The following is a 20,761-nucleotide window of genomic DNA, read 5'->3' as shown; positions in this document are numbered from 1 at the left end:
ACTATGGTAAAAAAGACCCTTAAGGCAGCTTGCGCTGAATTAATTGTTATTGTTTATCCATAGTTCAGAATTTACGGTTCTGAGTAGAGACTGTCGACCACATTACGACAATATATAGATTAATATTTACTTGTTGAGTGAATTCTAACAAACCAAACTAAGTTGTGCAAGGTGAAGTTGGAATTCAGAATTTTAAACAGCATCGATCAAATATAGTTAAATTGTACAAGTGAAAAAAGTAGTTGACCAAAGAGACAATTCTTAGTACAGTTTAAATAAATTCATGTTTTTAGAAGAGGAGCTCGGATATCTGTGAAAAAAGACATTCACGATTTTGATGAAATTATCGTTTTAGATTTTGGTAGTCAATATAATCAATTGATTACCAGGCGCTTGCGCGATTTTGGGGTTTATTCTGAGCTCCTACCGCATGACATCAGTATGGAGAGAATCAAAGAAATTAATCCAAAGGGGATTATTTTTTCTGGTGGGCCAAATAGTATCTACGGTGAAAATGCACTTAAGGTTGACCCGGCAATTTTTGACTTAGGGATTCCAATCTTAGGTATCTGCTACGGAATGCAATTAATGTCGTACTATCTGGATGGTAAAGTTGAAAAAGCTGACAATTCAGAATACGGTCGTGCAGAAATTGAAGTTGAAGATTCTAGCAACGTTTTATTCAGTGACTTACCAAAAGAGCAATATGTGTGGATGAGTCATGGGGACCTAGTAACTGGGGCTCCTAAAGGCTTTGAAGTCGTTGCTTCAAGTAAAAACTGTCCGATTGCTGCGATTGCAAACGATCAAGCCAAAATGTATGGTATTCAATTCCATGCCGAAGTGCGCAACACACAATATGGTCTAGACATTTTACGTAATTTTGCTTTTAAAGTATGTGGTGCCAAAAATGATTGGTCAATGACCGACTTTATTGACTTACAAGTTGCAGAAATCAGAAAAACGGTTGGTGACAAAAAAGTCATTCTTGGTTTATCCGGTGGGGTAGACTCTAGTGTGACCGCAACACTTTTACATAAAGCGATCGGAGATCAATTGACTGCAATTTTCGTTGATCACGGGATGCTGCGTAAAAATGAGGGTGACGAAGTAATGGCAGCCTTAAATCGTGATTTGGGTGTGAACATTATTCGTGTGAACGCCCAAGAACGGTTTTTAAATAAACTAAAAGGTGTCACTGATCCAGAACAAAAACGTAAAATAATTGGTAAGGAATTCATCGAAGTATTTGCTGATGAAGCTAAGAAAATTAAGGATGTTGATTTCTTGGCTCAAGGTACCCTTTACACTGATGTAATTGAAAGTGGAACTAACACAGCACAGACAATTAAGTCGCACCACAATGTAGGTGGTCTTCCTAAGGACTTAAACTTCAAGTTAATTGAGCCATTGCGTAAGCTGTTTAAAGATGAAGTGCGCGAATTGGGCGAGAAACTAGGTATTCCACACGATTTGGTTTGGCGTCAACCATTCCCTGGACCTGGTCTTGGTATTAGAGTTCTGGGCGAAGTAACCGAAGACAAGCTAAAGATTGTACGTGATAGTGATGCTATTTTACGTGACGAAATTAAAAAGGCAGGACTGCAAGAAGACGTATGGCAATACTTTACTGTTTTACCCGGAATTAAATCCGTTGGTGTTATGGGTGATGGCCGTACTTATGACTACACCATTGGTATTCGAGCAGTTACCTCAATTGATGGGATGACAGCAGATTTTGCCCGTCTGCCATGGGATGTTTTGCAAAAAATCTCGACTAGAATTGTCGATGAAGTGCCAAACATTAATCGCGTCGTCTACGATGTAACGAGTAAGCCACCTTCAACAATTGAATGGGAATAAGGAGGCAGTTAACTTAAATGGTGAATCTATAGTGTTTTTGAGCCCCAATCCCATTACAAGTTAATCAAAATAGATAAGATTGTATGCCAAATAAAAGAAGCTCTTAGCTATTGCTAAGGGTCTTTTTTGTCTAAAAGTATGGAGTAATATTAATTTATGAACAGTAAGGAAAAAGATATAGATGAAATACCAATTGGAGCAGTTGAAAAAGAATTAAGAAAATATAGATCACAATTATTAAAAAATGGGAAGCTAGATTCTGCTGCAGAGGCACGTATTAGTAAATTTGGTGGAGTAATGAAAGGAGTAATTCCAAAAGGAAATATTTTTGTTAATGTTAAAGAACATGAAACTTTAAATTATAGAAAAGCCATCGGAGCTTTTAGTAAACAAGCATCAATTGAACAAAATTTTGGAAGAATTAGTTCTGTAGTTGATGAATTAAATCAATTCGCACATAAAATTTTAGGTGATCATGACGAAAACCTCAAAGTAGCTAAAGTGTTGATGGAACATGACTGGGTTACTTCAGAATTTTTTTATAATGATATTTTAAAAATGAATTATAATAAATCAGAAGAAGATATTTTAAAATACATTAAAAATTTTTATTCAGAAAACAATTATGAAAAGTTTTTTAGGATATTTGACCTAATAATTGATTCATTTCAAGATTTGAAAATGAATGAAGGTTACAGGCTTCAACTTATTAAAATGAGAAACATAGTTAGTCAGGATTTTAATAATTATGATCTTCTGATTAGTAACTTGTTTTCAATTGCAGAATATGTTTGTGCATTTCAATTTGATTTACTTTCCAACAACGACTATATTAATAAAGAATCAATAAAAAATAATAGAAAAAAGTACGCTGATGAAAATGGTCAACTAACAGCAATTGATATGTTAAGTTTTTTTACGGTCCTAAAAAAATGGTGGGCTAAGGCTGACTTTAAAGTAGGGCTGGAAAAAACAAAATTTAATAGAAATACTGTAGAACATGGTAGATTTGATCCAAGAAGATTTACCGAGATAGATTTTATTAAGATAATAGCTTTTATTTTTAATGCAGTTATGTCACCAACATTAAGAAATAACTAGTTTGCAAAGAAATATCTGAAGGAGAAAAAATGAGTAGAAATACTTTATATCAACACGGTACAATGCAAATGTTAGTTGAAGGTTTATTGGATGGCACAATGCCGATTGAAGATTTATTGACACATGGAAGTATTGGCATCGGCACTGGTGATGGTGTGGATGGTGAACTTGTCATTTTAAGCGACATTGGCTATAAAATCGATACGAGTGGTAAAGCAGTTGAATTACCAAAAGATTTTAAAGTAACCTATGCAGATGTTTGCAATGATAATTTTCATGAATTTAATCAATATCAAAATGTTGAATTAGAGCAAATGCTTAATGATGTTCTTGATGCTAATAATGGCCAAAATCAGTTTTTTGCTTTTTTGACTAAAGGAGTTTTCCAAAAAATTAGAACCAGATCATCTAAAAAGTCGCAAAAGCCCTATCCATCTTTAGGAACGATTGCACAAAATCAGGTTGAATTTGAGGCAGAAGATATTGCAGGGACAATGATTACTTTCTACACTCCGAAAGTTTTTCAAGGTGTGGGAGTTTCAGGCTTTCATAATCACTTTTTAGCTGATAACCTATCATTTGGTGGACATGTTTTAGCCGCAACGATGAAGGATGTCACTGTCGGCATTCAACCAATAGAAAATTTCGAATTACATTTACCAGTAAATAGTCAGGAGTATTTACAAGCTGACTTGAACGATACGAGTAGTCTGGATAATGTAATCTCAAAGTCAGAATAAGCACAAATAAAGTAAAAAGTTATTACTAGTTGGGTTAGTGACTATAGCCTATAAAATAAACAGTATTTATACTAGTTAAAGCAGATTTTTTATTTTAAACAGTGCAATTAAATAGTAAAAGACCACCGAGTTCCGGTGGTCTTTTTTGATGAAAACTAATAAATGATTTAGCGTCAGAGCCTATGCCAAACTCAGGCGTCTCTTAGTATTGTTTTTTTATTTTTCAATTTGTACTACAGAATCACGCAGTTTTAATTGAGGATGATGAACAATTGAATTGAATTTTTTCCCATTAATTAGGGTGAGAATTCCTTTACCCGCTTCTTGTCCAACAGAAGTTCTTTGATAATTCACTGTTGTTAAGCTTGGATTCAAAAAGGCGGCAGCGTCGTAGTTATCAAAGCCAACTATAGAAACATCTTGTGGTATTTTGAAGTGCTGCTTTTTAAGCTTGTCAATTACTAAAACTGCAAGCTCGTCATTGTAACACGCTATTGCAGTTGGAGGCTGATCGCTTTTTAAATAAACATCAATTTTTTTACTAATGATAGAGAAAGAATCATGTGAACCGAACATGATTAAGTTGCTGTTGGCTAAGTTAGCATCATTATCTTGATATGCCTGAATGAAACCATTCATTCGCTCAACTCCTTGTAAATCATCAGTTTGAAAAATCCCTAGTATTCGCTCATGACCCATATGGAGAAGATAGTTAATTAACTCTTTTTCTGATTGTCGATCCGCATTGGTGATAGCTGGAAAATCAAATTCAGTATATTCAGCATTAATAAATAAAAGAGGAATTTTGCTTTTAGCAATCCGATGGTAGATATCTGCATTTTGGCAAGGCTTAGCACTTTCACTCGGCTCAACTATTAGTCCTGCAATTTGTGAATCTAGCATTTTGATTAAGTTAGAGCGCTCTTTGTCTGGGAAATTATGCGTGTTTGCCAATAGCAGGGAGTAGCCTTCTGGCTCAATAACTGCATCGATTTGCGAAATGATTTTCGGAAAAATGTAGTCTGCAATGTGTGTGCAAATTAATCCAATAGTTTTACTGCGAGGATTAATTTGCCATTTTTTATTCCAATCTTGGATAAACATGCCGCTACCCTGAACTTTGTAAATCAAATGTTCGTTTTGTAGTTCAGTTAATGCCTTACGTACTGCGTAACGTGTCGCATGAAATCGCTCTATGAGCTCATTTTCAGTTGGTAATTGTTGATTAATCTTAAAATGTCCAAATGTTATTTCATTTTTAAGCGTTTCAACAATTGCAAGATAATCGTGCTTCATTTTGACACCTCCAAAATTTATTTGAATAAATTATCACTTAAAGTTTTTTGATTTCTGTTCTTTGATGAAAATAATAACACAGTTAAATCCAGGAAAGAAAATAATCCTAATTTTTGCTGAGAGGATAGGTAAGTTTTGCTACTTAGTATCAAAAAGATTTTCAATAAATTTTACTGAAAATCTGCAAATAAAAACAAATATTTTTTTATAAAAGTAAAAAACTGTGATTTAGTAGGTGACTAAGTAAATCTATATTCAAAAAATTATTCGAATGAATTTTTAGTGCTATTGAATTATTCAAATGAAAAATATATGATGTAAGTGCTTTCTTGAGAAGGTTGAAAAAGCAAGGTTATTCCATAGAAAAGAGGCGGATACATGAGCATTACAAAAATTGCTCAGTTAATTAAAAGGGGGCAAACAGCTCTAGGAATAGAATTTGGTTCAACGCAAATTAAAGCGGTATTGATTACAACTGATTTTCGTCCAATCGCTTCAGGTAGCTATTCCTGGGAGAACGATCTGCAAGAAGGAATATGGACCTATTCACAAGAAGAAATCTTTACCGGTTTACAACAAAGCTATGCTCAACTAGCAGCGAATGTTAGTAGCAAGTATCACGTTAAGATTGAGCGAATTGGTTCAATTGGAATTAGTGCAATGATGCATGGTTACCTAGTGTTTAATCATAATGATGAATTGCTAGTACCATTTAGAACTTGGCGTAATACAATCACAGGTGATGCGGCAGATGAACTAACCAAATTATTTAACTTTAATATCCCTTTACGTTGGAGTATTGCACATCTTTATCATGCCATTTTACAAAAAGAAGATCATGTTAAAGATATAGCTTACATGACGACGTTAGCAGGATACGTACATTGGCAGCTATCTGATCAAAAGGTTATTGGAGTTGGTGATGCTTCAGGTATGTTTCCAATTGATCAAAATGGTCAATTTGACAGAGAGTGCTTAGAAAAATTTGATAATTTACCAAAGGTACAAGAATTTTCTTGGAAAATTGCAAGCCTCTTGCCACAAGTCTTAAAAGCTGGGCAAGTTGCTGGTTATTTGACAAAAAAAGGGGCCAAATTGCTTGATCCAACAGGAACACTAGAGGCAGGAAGTGTTATGGCTCCGCCAGAAGGTGATGCAGGAACGGGAATGATCAGTACAAATAGTATAAGGCAGCGTACAGGTAATATTTCTGTTGGTACTTCTGAATTTTCGATGGTTGTTCTGGATAAACCATTGAAGAAAGTTCATCGCGATATTGACATTGTAACTACACCAACTGGTTTACCGGTTGCAATGGTTCATATTAATAACTGCTCGTCCGATATTAATGCCTGGGCACAGATTTTTCAAGAATTTACTGGAAGACTAGGAAAAAATATAACAGCAGATGAACTATTTAGCACACTATTTCTTGATACAACCAAGGCTGATCCAGATGCCGGTGGAATTGTTAATTACAGCTATTTTTCTGGTGAACCAGTGACCAAAACGCAGGAAGGACGGCCGCTATTAATTAGAACGCCAAACAGTAAGTTTACTTTGGCTAATCTAATGCTTGCACAGTTATACTCCGCTTTTGCACCACTAAAAATTGGTATGGACATTCTAACGAATGAAGAAGAAGTCACAACAGACGTAATGATTGCACAAGGAGGTCTTTTTAAGACCCCAGTGGTAGGGCAACAGGTTTTATGCAATGTACTTAATTTACCGATTTCCGTGATGACTAACGCAAGTGTTGGCGGACCATGGGGCATGGCAGTGCTAGCACAATATGTGGCTTCCGGAGCAATAGAAAATTTAGAAGACTATCTAGACACGAAAGTTTTTGTTGATTCAGAAATAATGACTTTAAGTCCAGAGCAAAAAGGTGTGAAGGGTGCTGCAAAATATCTTTCACGTTATCGTGCAGCACTAACTTTAGAAAACCAAGCATCTGTTTTAAAAGATGAGGAGAACTAAATGCTCGAGCAATTAAAAGAAGAAGTGTATGAAGCCAACATGCAATTGCCCAAATTGGGTTTAGTAACTTTTACTTGGGGTAATGTTTCAGGAATTGATCGTGATCAAGGACTGTTTGTTATTAAGCCATCTGGGGTTGACTATGACCAATTAAAGCCAGAGGACATGGTAGTAGTAGATTTGACAGGCAAAGTCGTTGAAGGAAAATTAAATCCGTCTAGTGACACACCTACTCACACCTATCTTTACAATCATTTTCCTAAAATTGGTGGCATTGTACATACACATTCGCCATGGGCTGTTTCATTTGCTGCAGCAAATATGGATGTGCCAGCGCTTAATACGACGCATGCAGATACTTTCTATACAGATGTGCCAGCAGCAGATGCATTAACCCAGGAGGAAATTGAAGAAGATTATGAAGGTAACACCGGTAAAACTATTGTACGTACTTTTAAGGAACGTAATTTAGATTATGAGGCAACGCCAGCAGCATTAGTTAGCCAGCACGGACCGTTTGCTTGGGGACAAACGCCAAATAAAGCAGTTTATAACGCTAAAGTATTAGAAGTTGTTGCTGAAGAGGACTTCCATACTTTGGAGTTGACCCGCTCAAATAGCCGATTGCCGCAGTACTTATTAGACAAGCATTATTATCGCAAGCATGGTAAAGATGCTTACTATGGTCAAAACAATGCGCAATCAAAAACGCATGCAAAAAGAAAATAATTTTTGAATTTTAGGAGAAAAATTATGAAAACAGATGAATATACCAACCCATTGATTATCCAGAGAGCTGATCCATTTATTTATAAACACACAGATGGTTACTACTACTTTACAGCTTCCGTTCCCTCATACAATCGAATTGAACTAAGACGAGCACGGACACTTGAAGGTTTAGCACATGCTGCACCTAGAACTATTTGGCGCAAGCATGACACTGGCGAAATGAGCCAATTGATTTGGGCACCGGAAATTCATTACATCGATGGCAAATGGTTTATCTATTTTGCTGCTGCCGAAACTGATGAGCTTGATGAAAATGGCATGTTTCAACATCGTATGTTTTGTATTGAATGCGATGAAGCAAATCCAATAACTAAAGAGGAAAATTGGATCGAGCGTGGGCAAATCAAAACAGGTATGGATAGTTTTTCCTTAGATGCGACTAGCTTTGAATATCAAAATGTTCTGTATTATGTTTGGGCACAAAAAGATCCTGATATTAAAGGAAATTCAAACATTTACATTGCAGAAATGGAAAATCCATGGACTTTAAAGACTAAGCCGGTAATGTTAACCAAGCCTGAATATGATTGGGAAACCAAAATCTTTTGGGTTAATGAAGGTCCTGCCGTAATTCATCACGGTGATAAGTTCTTCTTAACTTATTCTGCAAGTGCTACTGACGAAAACTATTGTATGGGAATGCTAGTAGCTTCTGACAAAGATGATCTATTAGATCCCGCTAGTTGGCATAAGAGTACGAAACCAGTCTTTCAAAGTGATTTAGCTCATCAACAATATGGGCCAGGTCATAATTCATTTACTAAAGCAGAGGATGATGAAACTGATATTTTGGTATATCACTGCCGTGATTATACTGAAATCAAAGGCGATCCATTATATGATCCAAACCGTCATACAAAGATACAAGCATTTACATGGGACAGTGACGGTATGCCTGTCTTTGGTAAACCAGTTCCATATAACTATAAATAATGGAGGAGTGAAAAATGAATAGTGAAGAAAAAAAGAAGAATAAGCATTTTTGGGGCTTTCCATTTACCCACTTTACTTATTTCTTTATTTGGGCAACTGTAAATGGTTACCTTACCTTATGGATGGAACAAGTTGGTCATTTGAATGGAGCCCAATCTGGACTTGTCTTCTCAATGATGGCAGGTATTTCATTGATTTTCCAACCATTCTTTGGTGTTATTTCAGATAAATTGCTTTTTAGAAAAGATTTAATTATTACGATTGGTGTTGTTGGTATTTTCATTGGGCCATATTTCCAATGGTTATTCCTTCCACTTATGCGAATTAACTCATTTTTAGTAGCAGTTGTTACCGGTGTTTTTCTTAGTTTTGTATTAAACGGTGGTGTTAGTGTTGTTGAACAATATGTTCAACGTGCAAGTTTAGCTAATGGATTTGAATATTCACACTCACGTTTAGGTGGATCATTAGCAGGTATTGTAGCTTCCCTTGTTGCAGGTCGACTATTCCTCTGGAAGCCAAACTCAATTTTCTGGATTTGTTCACTTGCAGCCATTGTGTTTGTAGGACTCTTGTTATTCAGTGACAAAATTAACTTGGAAAATGCTTCTGCAGCAGGTGATACATCTAATTCATTGAATATGAAAATTGTTGGTTCCGTGTTTAAAAACAAGAACTTTTGGGTGTTATCAATTTTTTACATGGGTGCTTCAGCAATCTTTGATGTTTTTGATCAACAATTTATTATCTTCTTCAAAACATTCTTTGAGACAGCAGCGCAAGGTACTTTAGTTTATAGTTACATGTCATCAGCACAGACATTGATTGAATTTATTCTAATGTTCCCAATGCCATGGATTATTAACAAAATTGGTGCTAGAAACGGTTTGATTGCTTACGGCTTCTTAACAGCTGTTCGTATCCTAGGATCAGCCCTATCTCCAACCTGGGGCTGGATCGTAGTCTTTAGATTATTGGCTGGACTAGAAATGCCACTGTTATTGACTTCAATCATGAAGTACATTGCAGGTGCATTTGATATTAGACTATATGCTACAGTTTATGCATTAGCATCAAACTTTGCTAAACAGATATCGGTCTTTATCTTCTCCTCTGTCGCGGGGCAAATGTATGATGGCTTTGGTTACCAACATACATACGTAATGATGGGCGTCTTTGTCTTCGTTATTACCTTGTTTGCAGCATTTACTTTGAAGAAAGAAAACCGTGTTCAAGCTGGTGAAGTTAATGCAGAAGAAGTTGCTAATGAAGCAACAGCTAGTTCTACTGATCAGGAGTAATAGTAACAATGAAAAATAACAAAAAAAGAGGCTTACTAGTTTCATTAACAGCTGTTGCCTTAGGTCTTTCATTGTTGGGTAGCAATAGACAAACTGTTGATGCTGATACTATTGGACCAACTACAGTTATTGCTAATAATAAAGTGCCAGATACAAAAAGTCCTAGTTTCCTTTATGGCAGAGGGATGGTTACTTTACATACTGATAAAGCACATAAGGGTAGATTATATGCAACCTCAGAGCATTATGTAAATGGTACGCCAACATTTTTAATTTTTGAAAGCCTAAACAATGCTAAAAGTTGGAAAAAAGTAAGTGAAGTTAAGGATAAACACAATTTTTTACCTAATGGCAAAAGATGGGGCAATCGATATCAACCATTTTTATATGAATTGCCTGAGCGAATTGGCAAGATGCCAGCAGGCACAATTATTTGTGCCGGAAATTCAATTCCAAGAGATTTAAGTAAAACTTCAATTGACTTATATTACAGTAAAGATCATGCACGAAGTTGGAAATACTTGAGTACTATTGCAGTTGGTGGACATGCTGATGTTAATACTACGAGTGATGGGCCAGTTTGGGAACCGTTTGTACAAGTAGTTGATCATCAATTAGTTTGCTACTTTTCCGACGAGCGAGATAAACCAGCACATAGCCAAAAGTTATCACATCGTGTTTCAAAAGATGGTGTTAACTGGGGAAATGAAGTCGATGACGTAGCATTTAAAGAACCTGAGGCACGTCCTGGAATGGTCACAGTTGCTCAAATGGCAAATGGTAAATATATCATGACTTATGAAGTCGTTAACTCAGGTGAATGGCGAACAAACTATAAAATATCTGATGATGGTTTGAATTGGAATGCCAATGACGAAGGCACTAGGCTAGCATATGGTGGTGCTCCTTATGTTGCAGTAATGCATAATGGTGATATTGTAGCAAACACTGATGGTAGCGATGACTTTTACATTAATCGACAAAATGGGAAAGCTGACGCTTGGGAAGATGTTAAAACCTATATTCCTTTAGCTTACTCACGGTCCATAACAGTTTTACCAAATGATGATTTGCTGATTGTTAGTGGGGGACCACTTAAAGCACCAACAGATCCTAATAGTAATGAACTGACGTCAACAATTTATAGTTTTAAATAAAAGTAGCTATTTTAACTATTTTTCTATAAAAGGAGAAGAATAATGATAGAAGTACCAAAATATGAATTTTGGTTTGCAGTTGGTAGCCAGCATCTATACGGCGAAAAAACACTTGAAGAAGTTGCTGAAGACGCGAAAAAGATTGTAGCTGGCTTAAATGAAAAGGGTAATTTACCTTATAAAATTGTATTCAAACAAGTTTTAACAACGGCTGATGAAATCACTAAATTCATGAAAGAAGCCAATTATCAAGATCAGGTTGCAGGTGTTATTACTTGGATGCATACCTTCTCACCTGCTAAAAATTGGATTCGTGGAACAAAGCTTTTGCAAAAGCCACTACTTCATTTTGCAACACAATATTTGGATTACATCCCTTATGACACAATCGATTTTGATTATATGAATTTAAATCAAAGTGCTCACGGTGATCGTGAATATGGATATATCAATGCTCGCTTAAAAAAGCATAACAAGGTAATTTATGGCTATTGGCAGGATCCGGCTGTGATGAAACAAATTGTAGATTGGGAAAATGTTGCAGTTGCGTATGATGAGTCCTTTAAATTAAAGGTTTGTCGTTTTGGCGACACAATGAGAGATGTTGCGGTAACCGAAGGTGACAAAGTTCAAGCACAAATTCAATTAGGCTGGACAGTTGACTACTATGGTGTAGGTGACCTAGTTGATGAAATGGAAAAAGTTAAGGAATCAGAAATTGATGATGAATATGCTGATTTAAAGTCAAGGTACATTTTAGTACAAGGGACAATGAGCAAAGATGAGTTTGAAAAAACAGTTCGTTATCAATTAAAACAGTATATTGCAATGAAGCACTTTTTGGAACGTGGCGGATATACTGCCGTTACAAGTAATTTTGAAGACTTGCATGGTTTGGAGCAATTACAAGGATTGTCAGCTCAACTGTTAATGCGTGATGGGTATGGTTTTGCTGGTGAAGGTGATTGGAAGACAGCAGCTCTTTTAAGAACGTTTAAGATTATGACCCATAATCAGAAGACTGCATTTATGGAAGATTACACTCTTGACTTGCGGCCAGGTCATCAAGCAATTTTAGGTTCACACATGCTTGAAGTTGATCCTTCAATTGCTTCTGAAAAGCCACGCGTTGAAATTCATCCACTGGATATTGGTGGAAAAGCAGATCCTGCTCGACTTGTCTTTTCAGGCTCTGAAGGAGATGCAATTGATGTAACACTTGCTGACTTTAGAGATGGCTTCAAACTTGTTACATATGCAGTAGATGCTCATAAAGCTGAAAAAGAGACTCCCTATTTACCTGTTGCTAAGCAAATGTGGACACCAAAAGTTGGTTTAGAAAAGGGTGCCACAGAATGGATTAAAGCTGGTGGTGGTCACCATACTGTCTTTTCCTTTGCAGCAACAGAAGAACAAGTCCAAGATTTAGCGACTATGTATGGAATTGACTTATGTGATATTAAATAAGCCTACTAAATTAACTTACCCCCTTTTAGTTTAGTTCATGGAATACAAATAAATATTTATTACACGTAGACACTATTTCAATGATCTAATTGGAATAGTGTTTTTTTATAGAAAAAATGATTGGAGAAATAATGAAAATTATTGAAGAGCCGTTTGAGACTTATCAAGGTGAGGATGTAACTAAAGTTACTTTAACTAATGATTGTGATGTAAGCATTTCTTGCTTAACACTAGGTGCTACATGGTATGAATTTCTTGTTCCAGATAAACATAAATCAAAAAAGAACATAATTATGAATTTTACTCATTATGCAGATTACTATTCGAATGGCTTATGTTGTAGTCAGTCAATAGGTCGTGTAGCTGGCCGAATTAAGGATGGACGCTTTGAGTTAAATGATCAAAAGGTACAGTTGTCGACTAATGAAAACGGCAATACACTGCATGGTGGTAATAATGGCTTTCGGTTTTTAAATTGGAAAGTAACTACTTCAAAAACAGAAGATGCAGTAAGCGCAGTTTTTACTAATGAAATCAAAGCAGACGTTGATAGTTTTCCAGGTAACCTCGCTGCAACAATTGTCTACACATTGGATAACCAAAATAGAGTAACAATTTCTTATCAGGCAGAAAATGGACCTGAGGCAACCCTATTCAATCCAACTTGTCACGTCTATTTTAATTTAAGTGATCAGTCAAATTTGAACTCTCATGAACTCAAGATAAATAGTTCTAAGTATTTACAACTTGATTCTGAATTAATTCCAACAGGTAAAATGATATCAGTTGAAAATACGCCATATGATTTTCGAGATTTTGAAAATTTAGGTGATGCAATCCAGAAAAACGCAGGATTTGATGACGCATTTGTGATTAACGGAGAAACAAATGAAGAGAAGTCAGTTGCAGTTTTACGCGAAAAAAGCAGTGGTCGACAGGTAACAATTACCAGTGAAAGTAATTGCTTGGTCGTATACACTATGTCCCAAGAGCAGCCAGGAGTTAGGTTTGTTCGGGACCACGGTGAATTAGCAAAACCGAGTGAAGCAGTTGCCCTAGAAGCTCAGATATTGCCAGATGCGATTAATCATTCGAATTTTGGTAACATTGTCTTACCAGCTAATACTAAAGGGATGCATAAAATCACTTTTTCGTTTAAGCAAAAGTAAAGTAATGGAAAAAATAATTACGGAAATATTTCCAATAGTTAAAAAGATAGTTTTTTGAAATATCTCGCCCAAATTTTGGTGGCTAACTTGATAGCTAAATCATCTAAGAAAGATAAAATTGAAATCTACCAGTTCTTGCATGATTATGGGGTTTATGCGCTTGATAAGGTTACTACTAGAATAATTATCTGACACGAGCTTCATTTAAGTAAATAAATTGATTTTAAGTATTAAAGGTGCTGACCAAAAATTTGGCTAGCACTTTTTTCATGCCTTAATTTTAGCTTCTTGTGATTACTATTTCGCCTCTTATTACCAAATGCGCTACAAATTTCTTTTTCGCTAGTATGCTTAATTTAAATTGAAGAAGAGGTGTCGCTATGTTAATTGAAACGCAGGAGTTAACTAAAAAATTTGGTGATAAAATTGCCGTTAACAAAGCTAATATTCAAATCAAGCGAGGACAATTAGTGGCGTATTTGGGAACAAATGGCGCAGGCAAATCTACCACAATAAATATGTTAACAGGACTATTAAAACCAACTTCGGGAATCATTTCAAAAGCTTCAAATCTTAAAATAGGGGTAGTTTTCCAAAATAGTGTTTTAGATAATGCTTTAACAGTCAAAGATAACCTTTATTTAAGAGCTCAGATGTATCGCAATTATTCGCCAGATTGGCTTGAACATCTAATTGCTTTGATGGATATCAAAGAATTTTCAAATCAAAAATTTGGCACTTTATCAGGTGGACAAAAAAGGAGGGTAGACATTGCTCGAGCACTGATTTGTAAACCGGACTTGCTCTTTTTAGATGAACCAACTACAGGGCTTGATATTCAAACCAGAATTGTTATTTGGAACTTATTGACCAAATTGCAACAACAGCAAAACCTAACTATATTTTTGACAACTCATTATTTAGAAGAGGCAGAAAATGCTGATCAAATGTATATTTTGGAAAATGGTCAAATTCTTGCAAGTGGTTCTGCAGCAGAAATTAAGACGGAATTTGCCCCTAATAAACTAATTCTTACAGTGAATGACACCGAAATTTTACAGGCTAAACAAAAAGTCATTCAGTTCAGTCACAATCAGGTTGAAATTGATTCATTATCTCCTCAAGAAGCAATTGGAATTTTAAAAACTAATCAAGAAAATATTACTGATTTCTCGTACCGCAAAGGAACAATCAATGATGCCTTCCTTCAAATTACCGGAAAGGAGATACATTAAATGTTTGCTTTATTTCGTAGAAATTTGAAAATTTATTTCTCTAACATTCCTGGTGTATTCATGTCATGCCTAGGTGCACTGATTTCCTTCTTTATCTATATTGGCTTTTTGCAAAATAATTTAAAAAGCAATTGGCAGCAATTACCTCATGTGACTAAGATGTTGGATTTATGGATGATAGCAGGTATCGTTGCAGTTTCTGGCATTACTACGGCTTTTCAAGCTTTGGGTCAACAAGTAAGTGATCGCGAAACTCGAGCTGAGGACGATTTTGAACTGACAGGAATATCACGCTTTGCAGAAAATTTTGCATATATTTTATCCGGTATAGTAGTCAGCTTTTTTATGCAAATCATCACTTTTGTTGTGATGGCAATGTACTTTTCATTAGTTGATCATATTACGATTCCTCAATCAGCCTATTTACCAGGACTTTTGTATATCTTGGTAGGTGCGATTGCAGCGACTTTATTAGATGAAATAATCGTGCTTTTCATGCATTCCAGCACTACTTTTAGCAGACTTTCCGCTGTTTTAGGAGCTGCTGCTGGTTTTGCTGTAGCGACTTATTTGCCATACGGTATATTGGTCTCCCAAGCACAAAGTTTGGTAAAATTAATACCAAGTAGTTATGAAGCAGCTGCTTTAAGAGACTTTTTACTTAAACAGACATTGGCAGATCTTCCAAATCGTGTAAAAAGTCATCTTGTTTATTATTTGGGAATACAATTTAAAATGGATAGTTATCGACTAAATAATATGCTTGTTTTGCTATTAATGATTGCAATACTAATTTTGGTAATTGGATTGCTTTCTTTTATCACTGATAGAAGGCGCAATAAGTAAAGTGAAAATTGAATTTAAAACAGATTCGACTTTGGACGAACAAGAAATTGAAGTTGAAATTAAAGCAGCTCAAAAAAGTGAAGCAGTTAATAATTTAATTAGCTATTTGCATAAATTTGGCAAAAAAAGATATGATCTTTTACCAATTAAAGTGGAAGACTGTATAGTAACAATTAAGCGTACAGAAATTATTAAAGTAGAAATTCAAGCAACAGATATTACGTTTTATACTACTGAAAATATAATAAAAACAACTGGTCGATTATATCAGGTACTAGAAAAACTGGGTGATGAGTTTATTCAGGTTTCAAAACACGGCATTATTAATATTAATTTTCTGGAATCGATAGAAGTAGGTTTTTCAGGAAATATGATTGCACTTTTAAAAAACAATCTAAAAGCTGACGTTTCTAGACTGTATTTGCCTGCATTAAAAAGAGAGTTAGGTCTTTAAAATGAGAAAATTAAGTAATTTCATTAACTATTTCTTTACTGGTATGGGCTTTGGTGCAATTGCTTATTTGATAATACTTACCTTTGCTTTTCCAGGTGTTCCTAGTAGTCCCTTAGGTGTTATTTCTGTTTTCATTATTTCTGGGTTAATAGGTATTTTATCTATGATTTTTGTAATGGATATACCGCTTGTTATGGCCTTTAGCGTTCATTTGCTAGGAACACTGTTATTGGTTTTAATAATGATCTGGATAAATAAGTGGCCGATTAATTTTTGGTTGATTGGTGTCTTTGTATTAGTTTATATTGTCGTTTGGCTAATCGTTATTTTGTCACAGACGCAGACTGTAAAAGAAATTAATTCCAGTATTAAAAAAAGAAATTCAAAAAAATAAAATTTACTTTTGATATATAAAAGCCAGAATCTTTTAGTGAAGAATTCTGGCTTTTTAAATTTACATATTTTGTTTTTTAAATAGATTATCCTTTGAGTTGATCATAAATAATATTTGCAACATGTTTGCCGGAGTAAAAGACAAAGCCTGCTTCAGTACCTGGCATGTTAGGACCATAAGTATCACCAATTAGCATCCCCGCAGCGTCGTTGCCTGCAGCGTACAATCCATTAATTGGTTTACCAGCTTTATCAAGTACTTCATGTTCAGTGTTAGTCTTCAAACCGCCCATCGTACAGAAGGCACCGACACCTAACTCAATTGCATAGAAAGGACCATTTTCTACTGGAATCAAGAAATCAGCCTTTTTACCAAAATCGGTATCTTTACCAGAATGTGCTAATTCGTTATAGTGCTCAATTGTTTTTTCAAGATCCTCTAGTCCTACCTTTTCTGCTAATTCATGAATTGAGTCAGCTTTAGTTAAATAAGGAGCCTTTTCATCAAATGCCTTTTGCATTTCTTCTTTAAGATGAGGCAATTTAGTGTCGTGGTAATCCCAAGTTCCCATTTGTTTGTACAACTGATCGTCTGTTAAATGATCAATTGTGCTCTGATCAACAATTGTAAAAACTTTACCCTGGGTGCATAGTGCATTGCCAGCTAAAGCAAAGTTATCAACAACTTCTTCATTAACAAAACGATCACCATTTTCATTAACCCATAGAAGTGATTGCTGATCGGCTGCACCGTTAAGTTCGGAATAACGGTAAACGTAGCCAGGCTTAGTGTGATCTTTTAAATAGCCACCGAATAACATTGCTGTCCCCATAGCGTATTTTTGAGCGCCAGCGTCCCAAGCAAGTTTAAGACCATCACCAGTATTTTTCTCTGAGTTAACAGGGATAATCTGTTCTGCATCATAATGGGTATCGTTCTTAATCATGTCTTCGTTGTTTAAGTAGCCACCGGTAGCCAAAACAACAGCTTTAGTTGCAACAGTCTTTTTCTCGTGATTGCTTAAATCTTCTAGTTCAACGCCACTTACATTGCCATTATTATCTAAATTAACTTTAGTAACTGTGGTTGAGGTAATAACATCAGTCCCTTGTTCCTTAGCCTTTGGCTCTAAAACATCATGAATGACTGATTTGCCTAGTCCTTTGAATAAGTGCCATGTGCGGTATCCGCTACCTAAAGGAGCAACATCTAAGTACTCAACACCAAGGTCTTTTAACCACTTAATAATATCTGCTGAAGCATCAATATATTCTTTCCAAACTTGAGTATCAGCACGATAATGAGAATATTCAAGTTCTTCGTTTAAAACATCTTCTTTAGTTAAAGCAACATTGTGTTCTTTTTGTAAGTAAGAATCAACTGCAAAAGCACCCTCAATGTATTCACCACTACCACCAGTATTACGGCCTTTTTCTACGACCAAAGTTGAAAGGCCGCGATGACTAGCTTGGTAGGCAGCAGTAAAACCTGCAGCACCACCACCAACGATAACGACATCATATTGTTCATTAGTTTTCATTATTAAATCTCCTTTTTCTTTACACAAAAAGTATAACCGCTTACAGAAGTAATGTGGTATAGTGAATTTAGTCACGAGTAGGACATAAAAGTACGGGTGATAATAAAATGGATAATGAACAATTAAAGGTATTTTTAGCGGTAGTTCAACAAGGAAGCTTTGGTAGGGTAGCTGAGCAAAAGTTTGTGACACAACGAGCAGTATCGCGCCAAATTTCACGTCTTGAAACTGAAATTGGAGTAAAATTGTTTAAGCGATCGAATAATCATATTACTTTAACTCCTGCTGGAAAGTACTTTGCAGAGCGTGCTCAGGAGTACTTGAATAATTTTGATTCCATCGTATCAGAATTGAAAAATATTGCTAAGTCAGTTGAAGAAACCCTTTATATTGGCTATTTTTCCATTTTTGATGCTTTTATTATGGAAAAGGAAATTATTAACTACCAAAAATCAAAATCACAACCACCAATCAGTTTTTTTACGACAGAAGAAAGCGTTGAGCACAGTTTAGCTGACCTTGCTCTGAATAAATTAGATTGTGCGTACATTAATCACTACGGTAGTTACGATATTCCACAAGCCGATTTGTATGAATATGTGCCTGTTTATTCAAATGAAATGGTTTTGGGAATTAGTAAGCAGAACAAGCTGAGTGAAAAAGAGTATCTTGATGAAGACGACTTAGTGGGACAGACCCTGTGCTATTACAGCATTGAAAATTCCGACTTCATGCGTAAGACCTTTGCAGCAACGGTTGATGAAAAAATACGAAATTATCAAATTGAGCGTGTGTCTTCAATTGAGCAGTTGATGACAAGTACGGCGCTAAACCAAAGCATTGCATACATTCCCCGCGGTTTAATCGATCAGATTATGCAGCCTGATCCTGAAATCGTATATCGTCACTTCCGATCAAAGCAAAAGAATCAGAAATACTCAATGCAGTTAATTTATTTAAAAACCAATAAATCGAAGGCGCTCAAAAGTTTCGTCCATTCTATCAAGAACTTTAATCTACAAAAATAAAAGGCTTTGTCATATAAGACAAAACCTTTTTAATTTGCTTTTTGGCGGTGAACATAGAGATAAACAGGCCAGCCGCTCAAAGTGAGTAGAATGCCAATTGCTGACAAGACGGGCTGCGTTAGCGTGGTAGTAACCACTATAAAGAGAGCGCCGCAAATTGCTAGCAGTGGTGGCAGTGGGTACCAGGGAATCTTATAAGGACGCTCCAGTTCCGGCTGCCTTTTTCTTAAAATCAATACACCAACAAATAACAGGATTGAAAAGATCCAAGAAACGTAAACAAGCATATTGGTCAGTGAATCGAATGTTCCCGAGAAAATCATCACGGTCGCAATAGCACATTCAAAGAGCATACTATTTGTTGGCACCATCGTTTTACTATTTAGTGAACCAAAGAAGTTAGCAGCAGGTAGTTGATGTTCTTTACCCAAAACGTAGGGCATTCTAGAACCTAAAAGCGTGTGACCGTTGATGGCACCGAAAACAGAAACCAAAATACCGATTGCAATGATAATACTGCCGAAGTGTCCGAAAAGCTTTTGTGCGGTCAATAGTGCAGTCGTTTGATTGCCAACAACTTTAGACCAAGGAATGATTTTTACATAGCTCCAATTGAGTAGTGTGTAAAAGATAGTTACGCCGAATAGTCCCCAGATAATTGCTTTGGCTAAAGTCTTAGCCGGATTCTTGATTTCACTGGCTAAGTTACCGATGCTGAGCCAACCGTCATAGGCAAATAAAACTGCCAATAGCGCTTGGCCAAAGTTTGCCGCTCCAGCACCTGATGTTAAATGAGGAGCTGGAGCTCCAGCCAATTGATTTGGTCCCTGGTAAAAGAGAGCAAAAATGATAATTGCTGCGATTGGCAATAACTTGATGACCAGCGTAATTTTTTGAACTTGACCACTTAGTCTGGAGCCAAGCCAGTTAATTAACAAAACAACTAGCATAACAATCAATGCGATAATCGTTGTCGAGAAGTTTTTAAATTGAGGAATCTCTTTTAACTGTGTTGCAAAAACAATTGAAAGTGCGGCGATGTTGGCTGGGTAATAAATAATAATAAGTGACCAGCCAAACAGAAATGAAACTTTGGGACCGTAAATTTCGTCAAGGTATCTGACTGGTCCACCGTCTTCAGGAAAAACGGATGCCAGCTCAGCGATACTGAGTCCCGCCATTAGGGTAATGAAGCCCGCCAGGGGCCAAACTAAAATGCTTAACCACGCGTTGTGGGTTAATGATGAAATATTAGCTATTTTGAAAAAAGCTCCGCCACCAATCATGGTTCCCATAACAGTGGCAAGGGCAGCGAAGAAATTGAGTTGTCTTTTCATAATAATTACCCTATAACAAGAACGAAAAATAAATTTAATAAATATTATATGCTAGGATTATGAAAATAAAAAGAAAGTCGTTGAACTAATAACAAAATTTAAGTAAAGTTCTTCTTTGCCTACTT

General features: G+C 35.9%; 18 protein-coding genes and 1 riboswitch. Of the genes, 15 read left to right on the top strand and 3 right to left on the bottom strand.

Going from position 1 to position 20,761, the window contains the following annotated elements; all coding sequences use genetic code 11:
* Nucleotides 1–40: 40 nt before the first annotated feature.
* A riboswitch (purine riboswitch) is annotated at nt 41–138 on the bottom strand.
* A gap of 168 nt (nt 139–306) precedes the next feature.
* The 3 genes from guaA (at nt 307) to budA (ending at nt 3,704) form a co-directional block, all read left to right on the top strand.
* Nucleotides 307–1,863, top strand: coding sequence for a glutamine-hydrolyzing GMP synthase (gene guaA, locus H3T48_RS00545; RefSeq protein WP_370567511.1), 1,557 nt, complete (start codon nt 307–309; stop codon nt 1,861–1,863).
* Between the two features lie 156 nt (nt 1,864–2,019).
* Complete coding sequence (locus H3T48_RS00540) at nt 2,020–2,964, top strand: hypothetical protein (protein ID WP_198187710.1); 945 nt, start codon at nt 2,020–2,022, stop codon at nt 2,962–2,964.
* Nucleotides 2,965–2,993: 29 nt separating this feature from the next.
* Nucleotides 2,994–3,704 (top strand): acetolactate decarboxylase, encoded by a 711-nt coding sequence (gene budA / locus H3T48_RS00535; protein WP_198187707.1) that lies wholly within the window; start codon nt 2,994–2,996, stop codon nt 3,702–3,704.
* Nucleotides 3,705–3,920: 216 nt separating this feature from the next.
* On the opposite strand, the gene H3T48_RS00530 is transcribed toward budA, so the two are convergent.
* On the bottom strand, nt 3,921–5,000 hold the full coding sequence (locus tag H3T48_RS00530) for a GntR family transcriptional regulator (protein WP_198187705.1): 1,080 nt from the start codon (nt 4,998–5,000) through the stop codon (nt 3,921–3,923).
* Between the two features lie 378 nt (nt 5,001–5,378).
* Between H3T48_RS00530 and H3T48_RS00525 the strand changes: the two genes are divergently transcribed.
* The 11 genes from H3T48_RS00525 (at nt 5,379) to H3T48_RS00475 (ending at nt 16,731) form a co-directional block, all read left to right on the top strand.
* On the top strand, nt 5,379–6,983 hold the full coding sequence (locus H3T48_RS00525; RefSeq protein ID WP_198187702.1) for a xylulokinase: 1,605 nt from the start codon (nt 5,379–5,381) through the stop codon (nt 6,981–6,983).
* Nucleotides 6,984–7,712, top strand: coding sequence for an L-ribulose-5-phosphate 4-epimerase (locus tag H3T48_RS00520; protein ID WP_198187700.1), 729 nt, complete (start codon nt 6,984–6,986; stop codon nt 7,710–7,712).
* Between the two features lie 24 nt (nt 7,713–7,736).
* Complete coding sequence (locus H3T48_RS00515; protein ID WP_198187698.1) at nt 7,737–8,708, top strand: family 43 glycosylhydrolase; 972 nt, start codon at nt 7,737–7,739, stop codon at nt 8,706–8,708.
* 14 nt (nt 8,709–8,722) lie between these two features.
* Nucleotides 8,723–10,009, top strand: coding sequence for an oligosaccharide MFS transporter (locus H3T48_RS00510; RefSeq protein WP_198187696.1), 1,287 nt, complete (start codon nt 8,723–8,725; stop codon nt 10,007–10,009).
* 8 nt (nt 10,010–10,017) lie between these two features.
* The gene (locus H3T48_RS00505; RefSeq protein WP_198187694.1) at nt 10,018–11,166 is read left to right on the top strand and encodes a sialidase family protein; all 1,149 of its coding nucleotides are present in this window, start codon (nt 10,018–10,020) and stop codon (nt 11,164–11,166) included.
* 42 nt (nt 11,167–11,208) lie between these two features.
* Complete coding sequence (araA, locus tag H3T48_RS00500; protein ID WP_198187692.1) at nt 11,209–12,633, top strand: L-arabinose isomerase; 1,425 nt, start codon at nt 11,209–11,211, stop codon at nt 12,631–12,633.
* A gap of 131 nt (nt 12,634–12,764) precedes the next feature.
* Nucleotides 12,765–13,802, top strand: a complete 1,038-nt coding sequence (locus tag H3T48_RS00495) for an aldose epimerase family protein (protein ID WP_198187690.1) — start codon at nt 12,765–12,767, stop codon at nt 13,800–13,802.
* A gap of 380 nt (nt 13,803–14,182) precedes the next feature.
* Nucleotides 14,183–15,037 (top strand): ABC transporter ATP-binding protein, encoded by an 855-nt coding sequence (locus H3T48_RS00490; RefSeq protein WP_198187688.1) that lies wholly within the window; start codon nt 14,183–14,185, stop codon nt 15,035–15,037.
* Nucleotides 15,038–15,883 carry an ABC transporter permease gene (locus H3T48_RS00485; protein WP_198187686.1) on the top strand — a complete coding sequence of 282 codons (846 nt, stop codon included), beginning with the start codon at nt 15,038–15,040 and terminating at the stop codon, nt 15,881–15,883. It begins immediately after the preceding gene.
* A 31-nt stretch (nt 15,884–15,914) separates the two neighbouring features.
* A complete protein-coding gene (locus H3T48_RS00480; RefSeq protein ID WP_232349825.1) occupies nt 15,915–16,337 on the top strand; it encodes a LytTR family DNA-binding domain-containing protein in 423 nt (140 codons plus the stop codon).
* 1 nt (nt 16,338) lies between these two features.
* Entirely contained in the window at nt 16,339–16,731 is a 393-nt protein-coding gene (locus H3T48_RS00475; RefSeq protein WP_198187682.1) for a DUF3021 family protein, read from the top strand.
* Nucleotides 16,732–16,816: 85 nt separating this feature from the next.
* Here the strand turns inward: H3T48_RS00475 and H3T48_RS00470 are convergent, their stop codons facing one another.
* Nucleotides 16,817–18,271, bottom strand: a complete 1,455-nt coding sequence (locus H3T48_RS00470; protein WP_198187680.1) for an FAD-dependent oxidoreductase — start codon at nt 18,269–18,271, stop codon at nt 16,817–16,819.
* Nucleotides 18,272–18,378: 107 nt separating this feature from the next.
* Between H3T48_RS00470 and H3T48_RS00465 the strand changes: the two genes are divergently transcribed.
* Nucleotides 18,379–19,299 carry a LysR family transcriptional regulator gene (locus H3T48_RS00465; protein ID WP_198187678.1) on the top strand — a complete coding sequence of 307 codons (921 nt, stop codon included), beginning with the start codon at nt 18,379–18,381 and terminating at the stop codon, nt 19,297–19,299.
* A 29-nt stretch (nt 19,300–19,328) separates the two neighbouring features.
* On the opposite strand, the gene H3T48_RS00460 is transcribed toward H3T48_RS00465, so the two are convergent.
* A complete protein-coding gene (locus tag H3T48_RS00460) occupies nt 19,329–20,636 on the bottom strand; it encodes an APC family permease (protein ID WP_198187676.1) in 1,308 nt (435 codons plus the stop codon).
* Nucleotides 20,637–20,761: the final 125 nt, after the last annotated feature.

This window comes from Lactobacillus sp. M0403 (assembly GCF_016101265.1).
Taxonomy (GTDB): Bacteria; Bacillota; Bacilli; order Lactobacillales; family Lactobacillaceae; genus Lactobacillus; species Lactobacillus apis.
The sequence above is the reverse complement of the archived record's forward strand: the minus strand, read 5'-3'. Positions and strand labels throughout refer to the sequence as shown.

Coding starts and splice junctions, on each gene's coding strand:
- H3T48_RS00540 (WP_198187710.1), top strand. CDS start 2,020: ATGAACAGTAAGGAAAAAGATATAGATGAAATACCAATTGGAGCAGTT.
- budA (WP_198187707.1), top strand. CDS start 2,994: ATGAGTAGAAATACTTTATATCAACACGGTACAATGCAAATGTTAGTT.
- H3T48_RS00530 (WP_198187705.1), bottom strand. CDS start 5,000: ATGAAGCACGATTATCTTGCAATTGTTGAAACGCTTAAAAATGAAATA.
- H3T48_RS00525 (WP_198187702.1), top strand. CDS start 5,379: ATGAGCATTACAAAAATTGCTCAGTTAATTAAAAGGGGGCAAACAGCT.
- H3T48_RS00520 (WP_198187700.1), top strand. CDS start 6,984: ATGCTCGAGCAATTAAAAGAAGAAGTGTATGAAGCCAACATGCAATTG.
- H3T48_RS00515 (WP_198187698.1), top strand. CDS start 7,737: ATGAAAACAGATGAATATACCAACCCATTGATTATCCAGAGAGCTGAT.
- H3T48_RS00510 (WP_198187696.1), top strand. CDS start 8,723: ATGAATAGTGAAGAAAAAAAGAAGAATAAGCATTTTTGGGGCTTTCCA.
- H3T48_RS00505 (WP_198187694.1), top strand. CDS start 10,018: ATGAAAAATAACAAAAAAAGAGGCTTACTAGTTTCATTAACAGCTGTT.
- araA (WP_198187692.1), top strand. CDS start 11,209: ATGATAGAAGTACCAAAATATGAATTTTGGTTTGCAGTTGGTAGCCAG.
- H3T48_RS00495 (WP_198187690.1), top strand. CDS start 12,765: ATGAAAATTATTGAAGAGCCGTTTGAGACTTATCAAGGTGAGGATGTA.
- H3T48_RS00490 (WP_198187688.1), top strand. CDS start 14,183: ATGTTAATTGAAACGCAGGAGTTAACTAAAAAATTTGGTGATAAAATT.
- H3T48_RS00485 (WP_198187686.1), top strand. CDS start 15,038: ATGTTTGCTTTATTTCGTAGAAATTTGAAAATTTATTTCTCTAACATT.
- H3T48_RS00475 (WP_198187682.1), top strand. CDS start 16,339: ATGAGAAAATTAAGTAATTTCATTAACTATTTCTTTACTGGTATGGGC.
- H3T48_RS00470 (WP_198187680.1), bottom strand. CDS start 18,271: ATGAAAACTAATGAACAATATGATGTCGTTATCGTTGGTGGTGGTGCT.
- H3T48_RS00465 (WP_198187678.1), top strand. CDS start 18,379: ATGGATAATGAACAATTAAAGGTATTTTTAGCGGTAGTTCAACAAGGA.
- H3T48_RS00460 (WP_198187676.1), bottom strand. CDS start 20,636: ATGAAAAGACAACTCAATTTCTTCGCTGCCCTTGCCACTGTTATGGGA.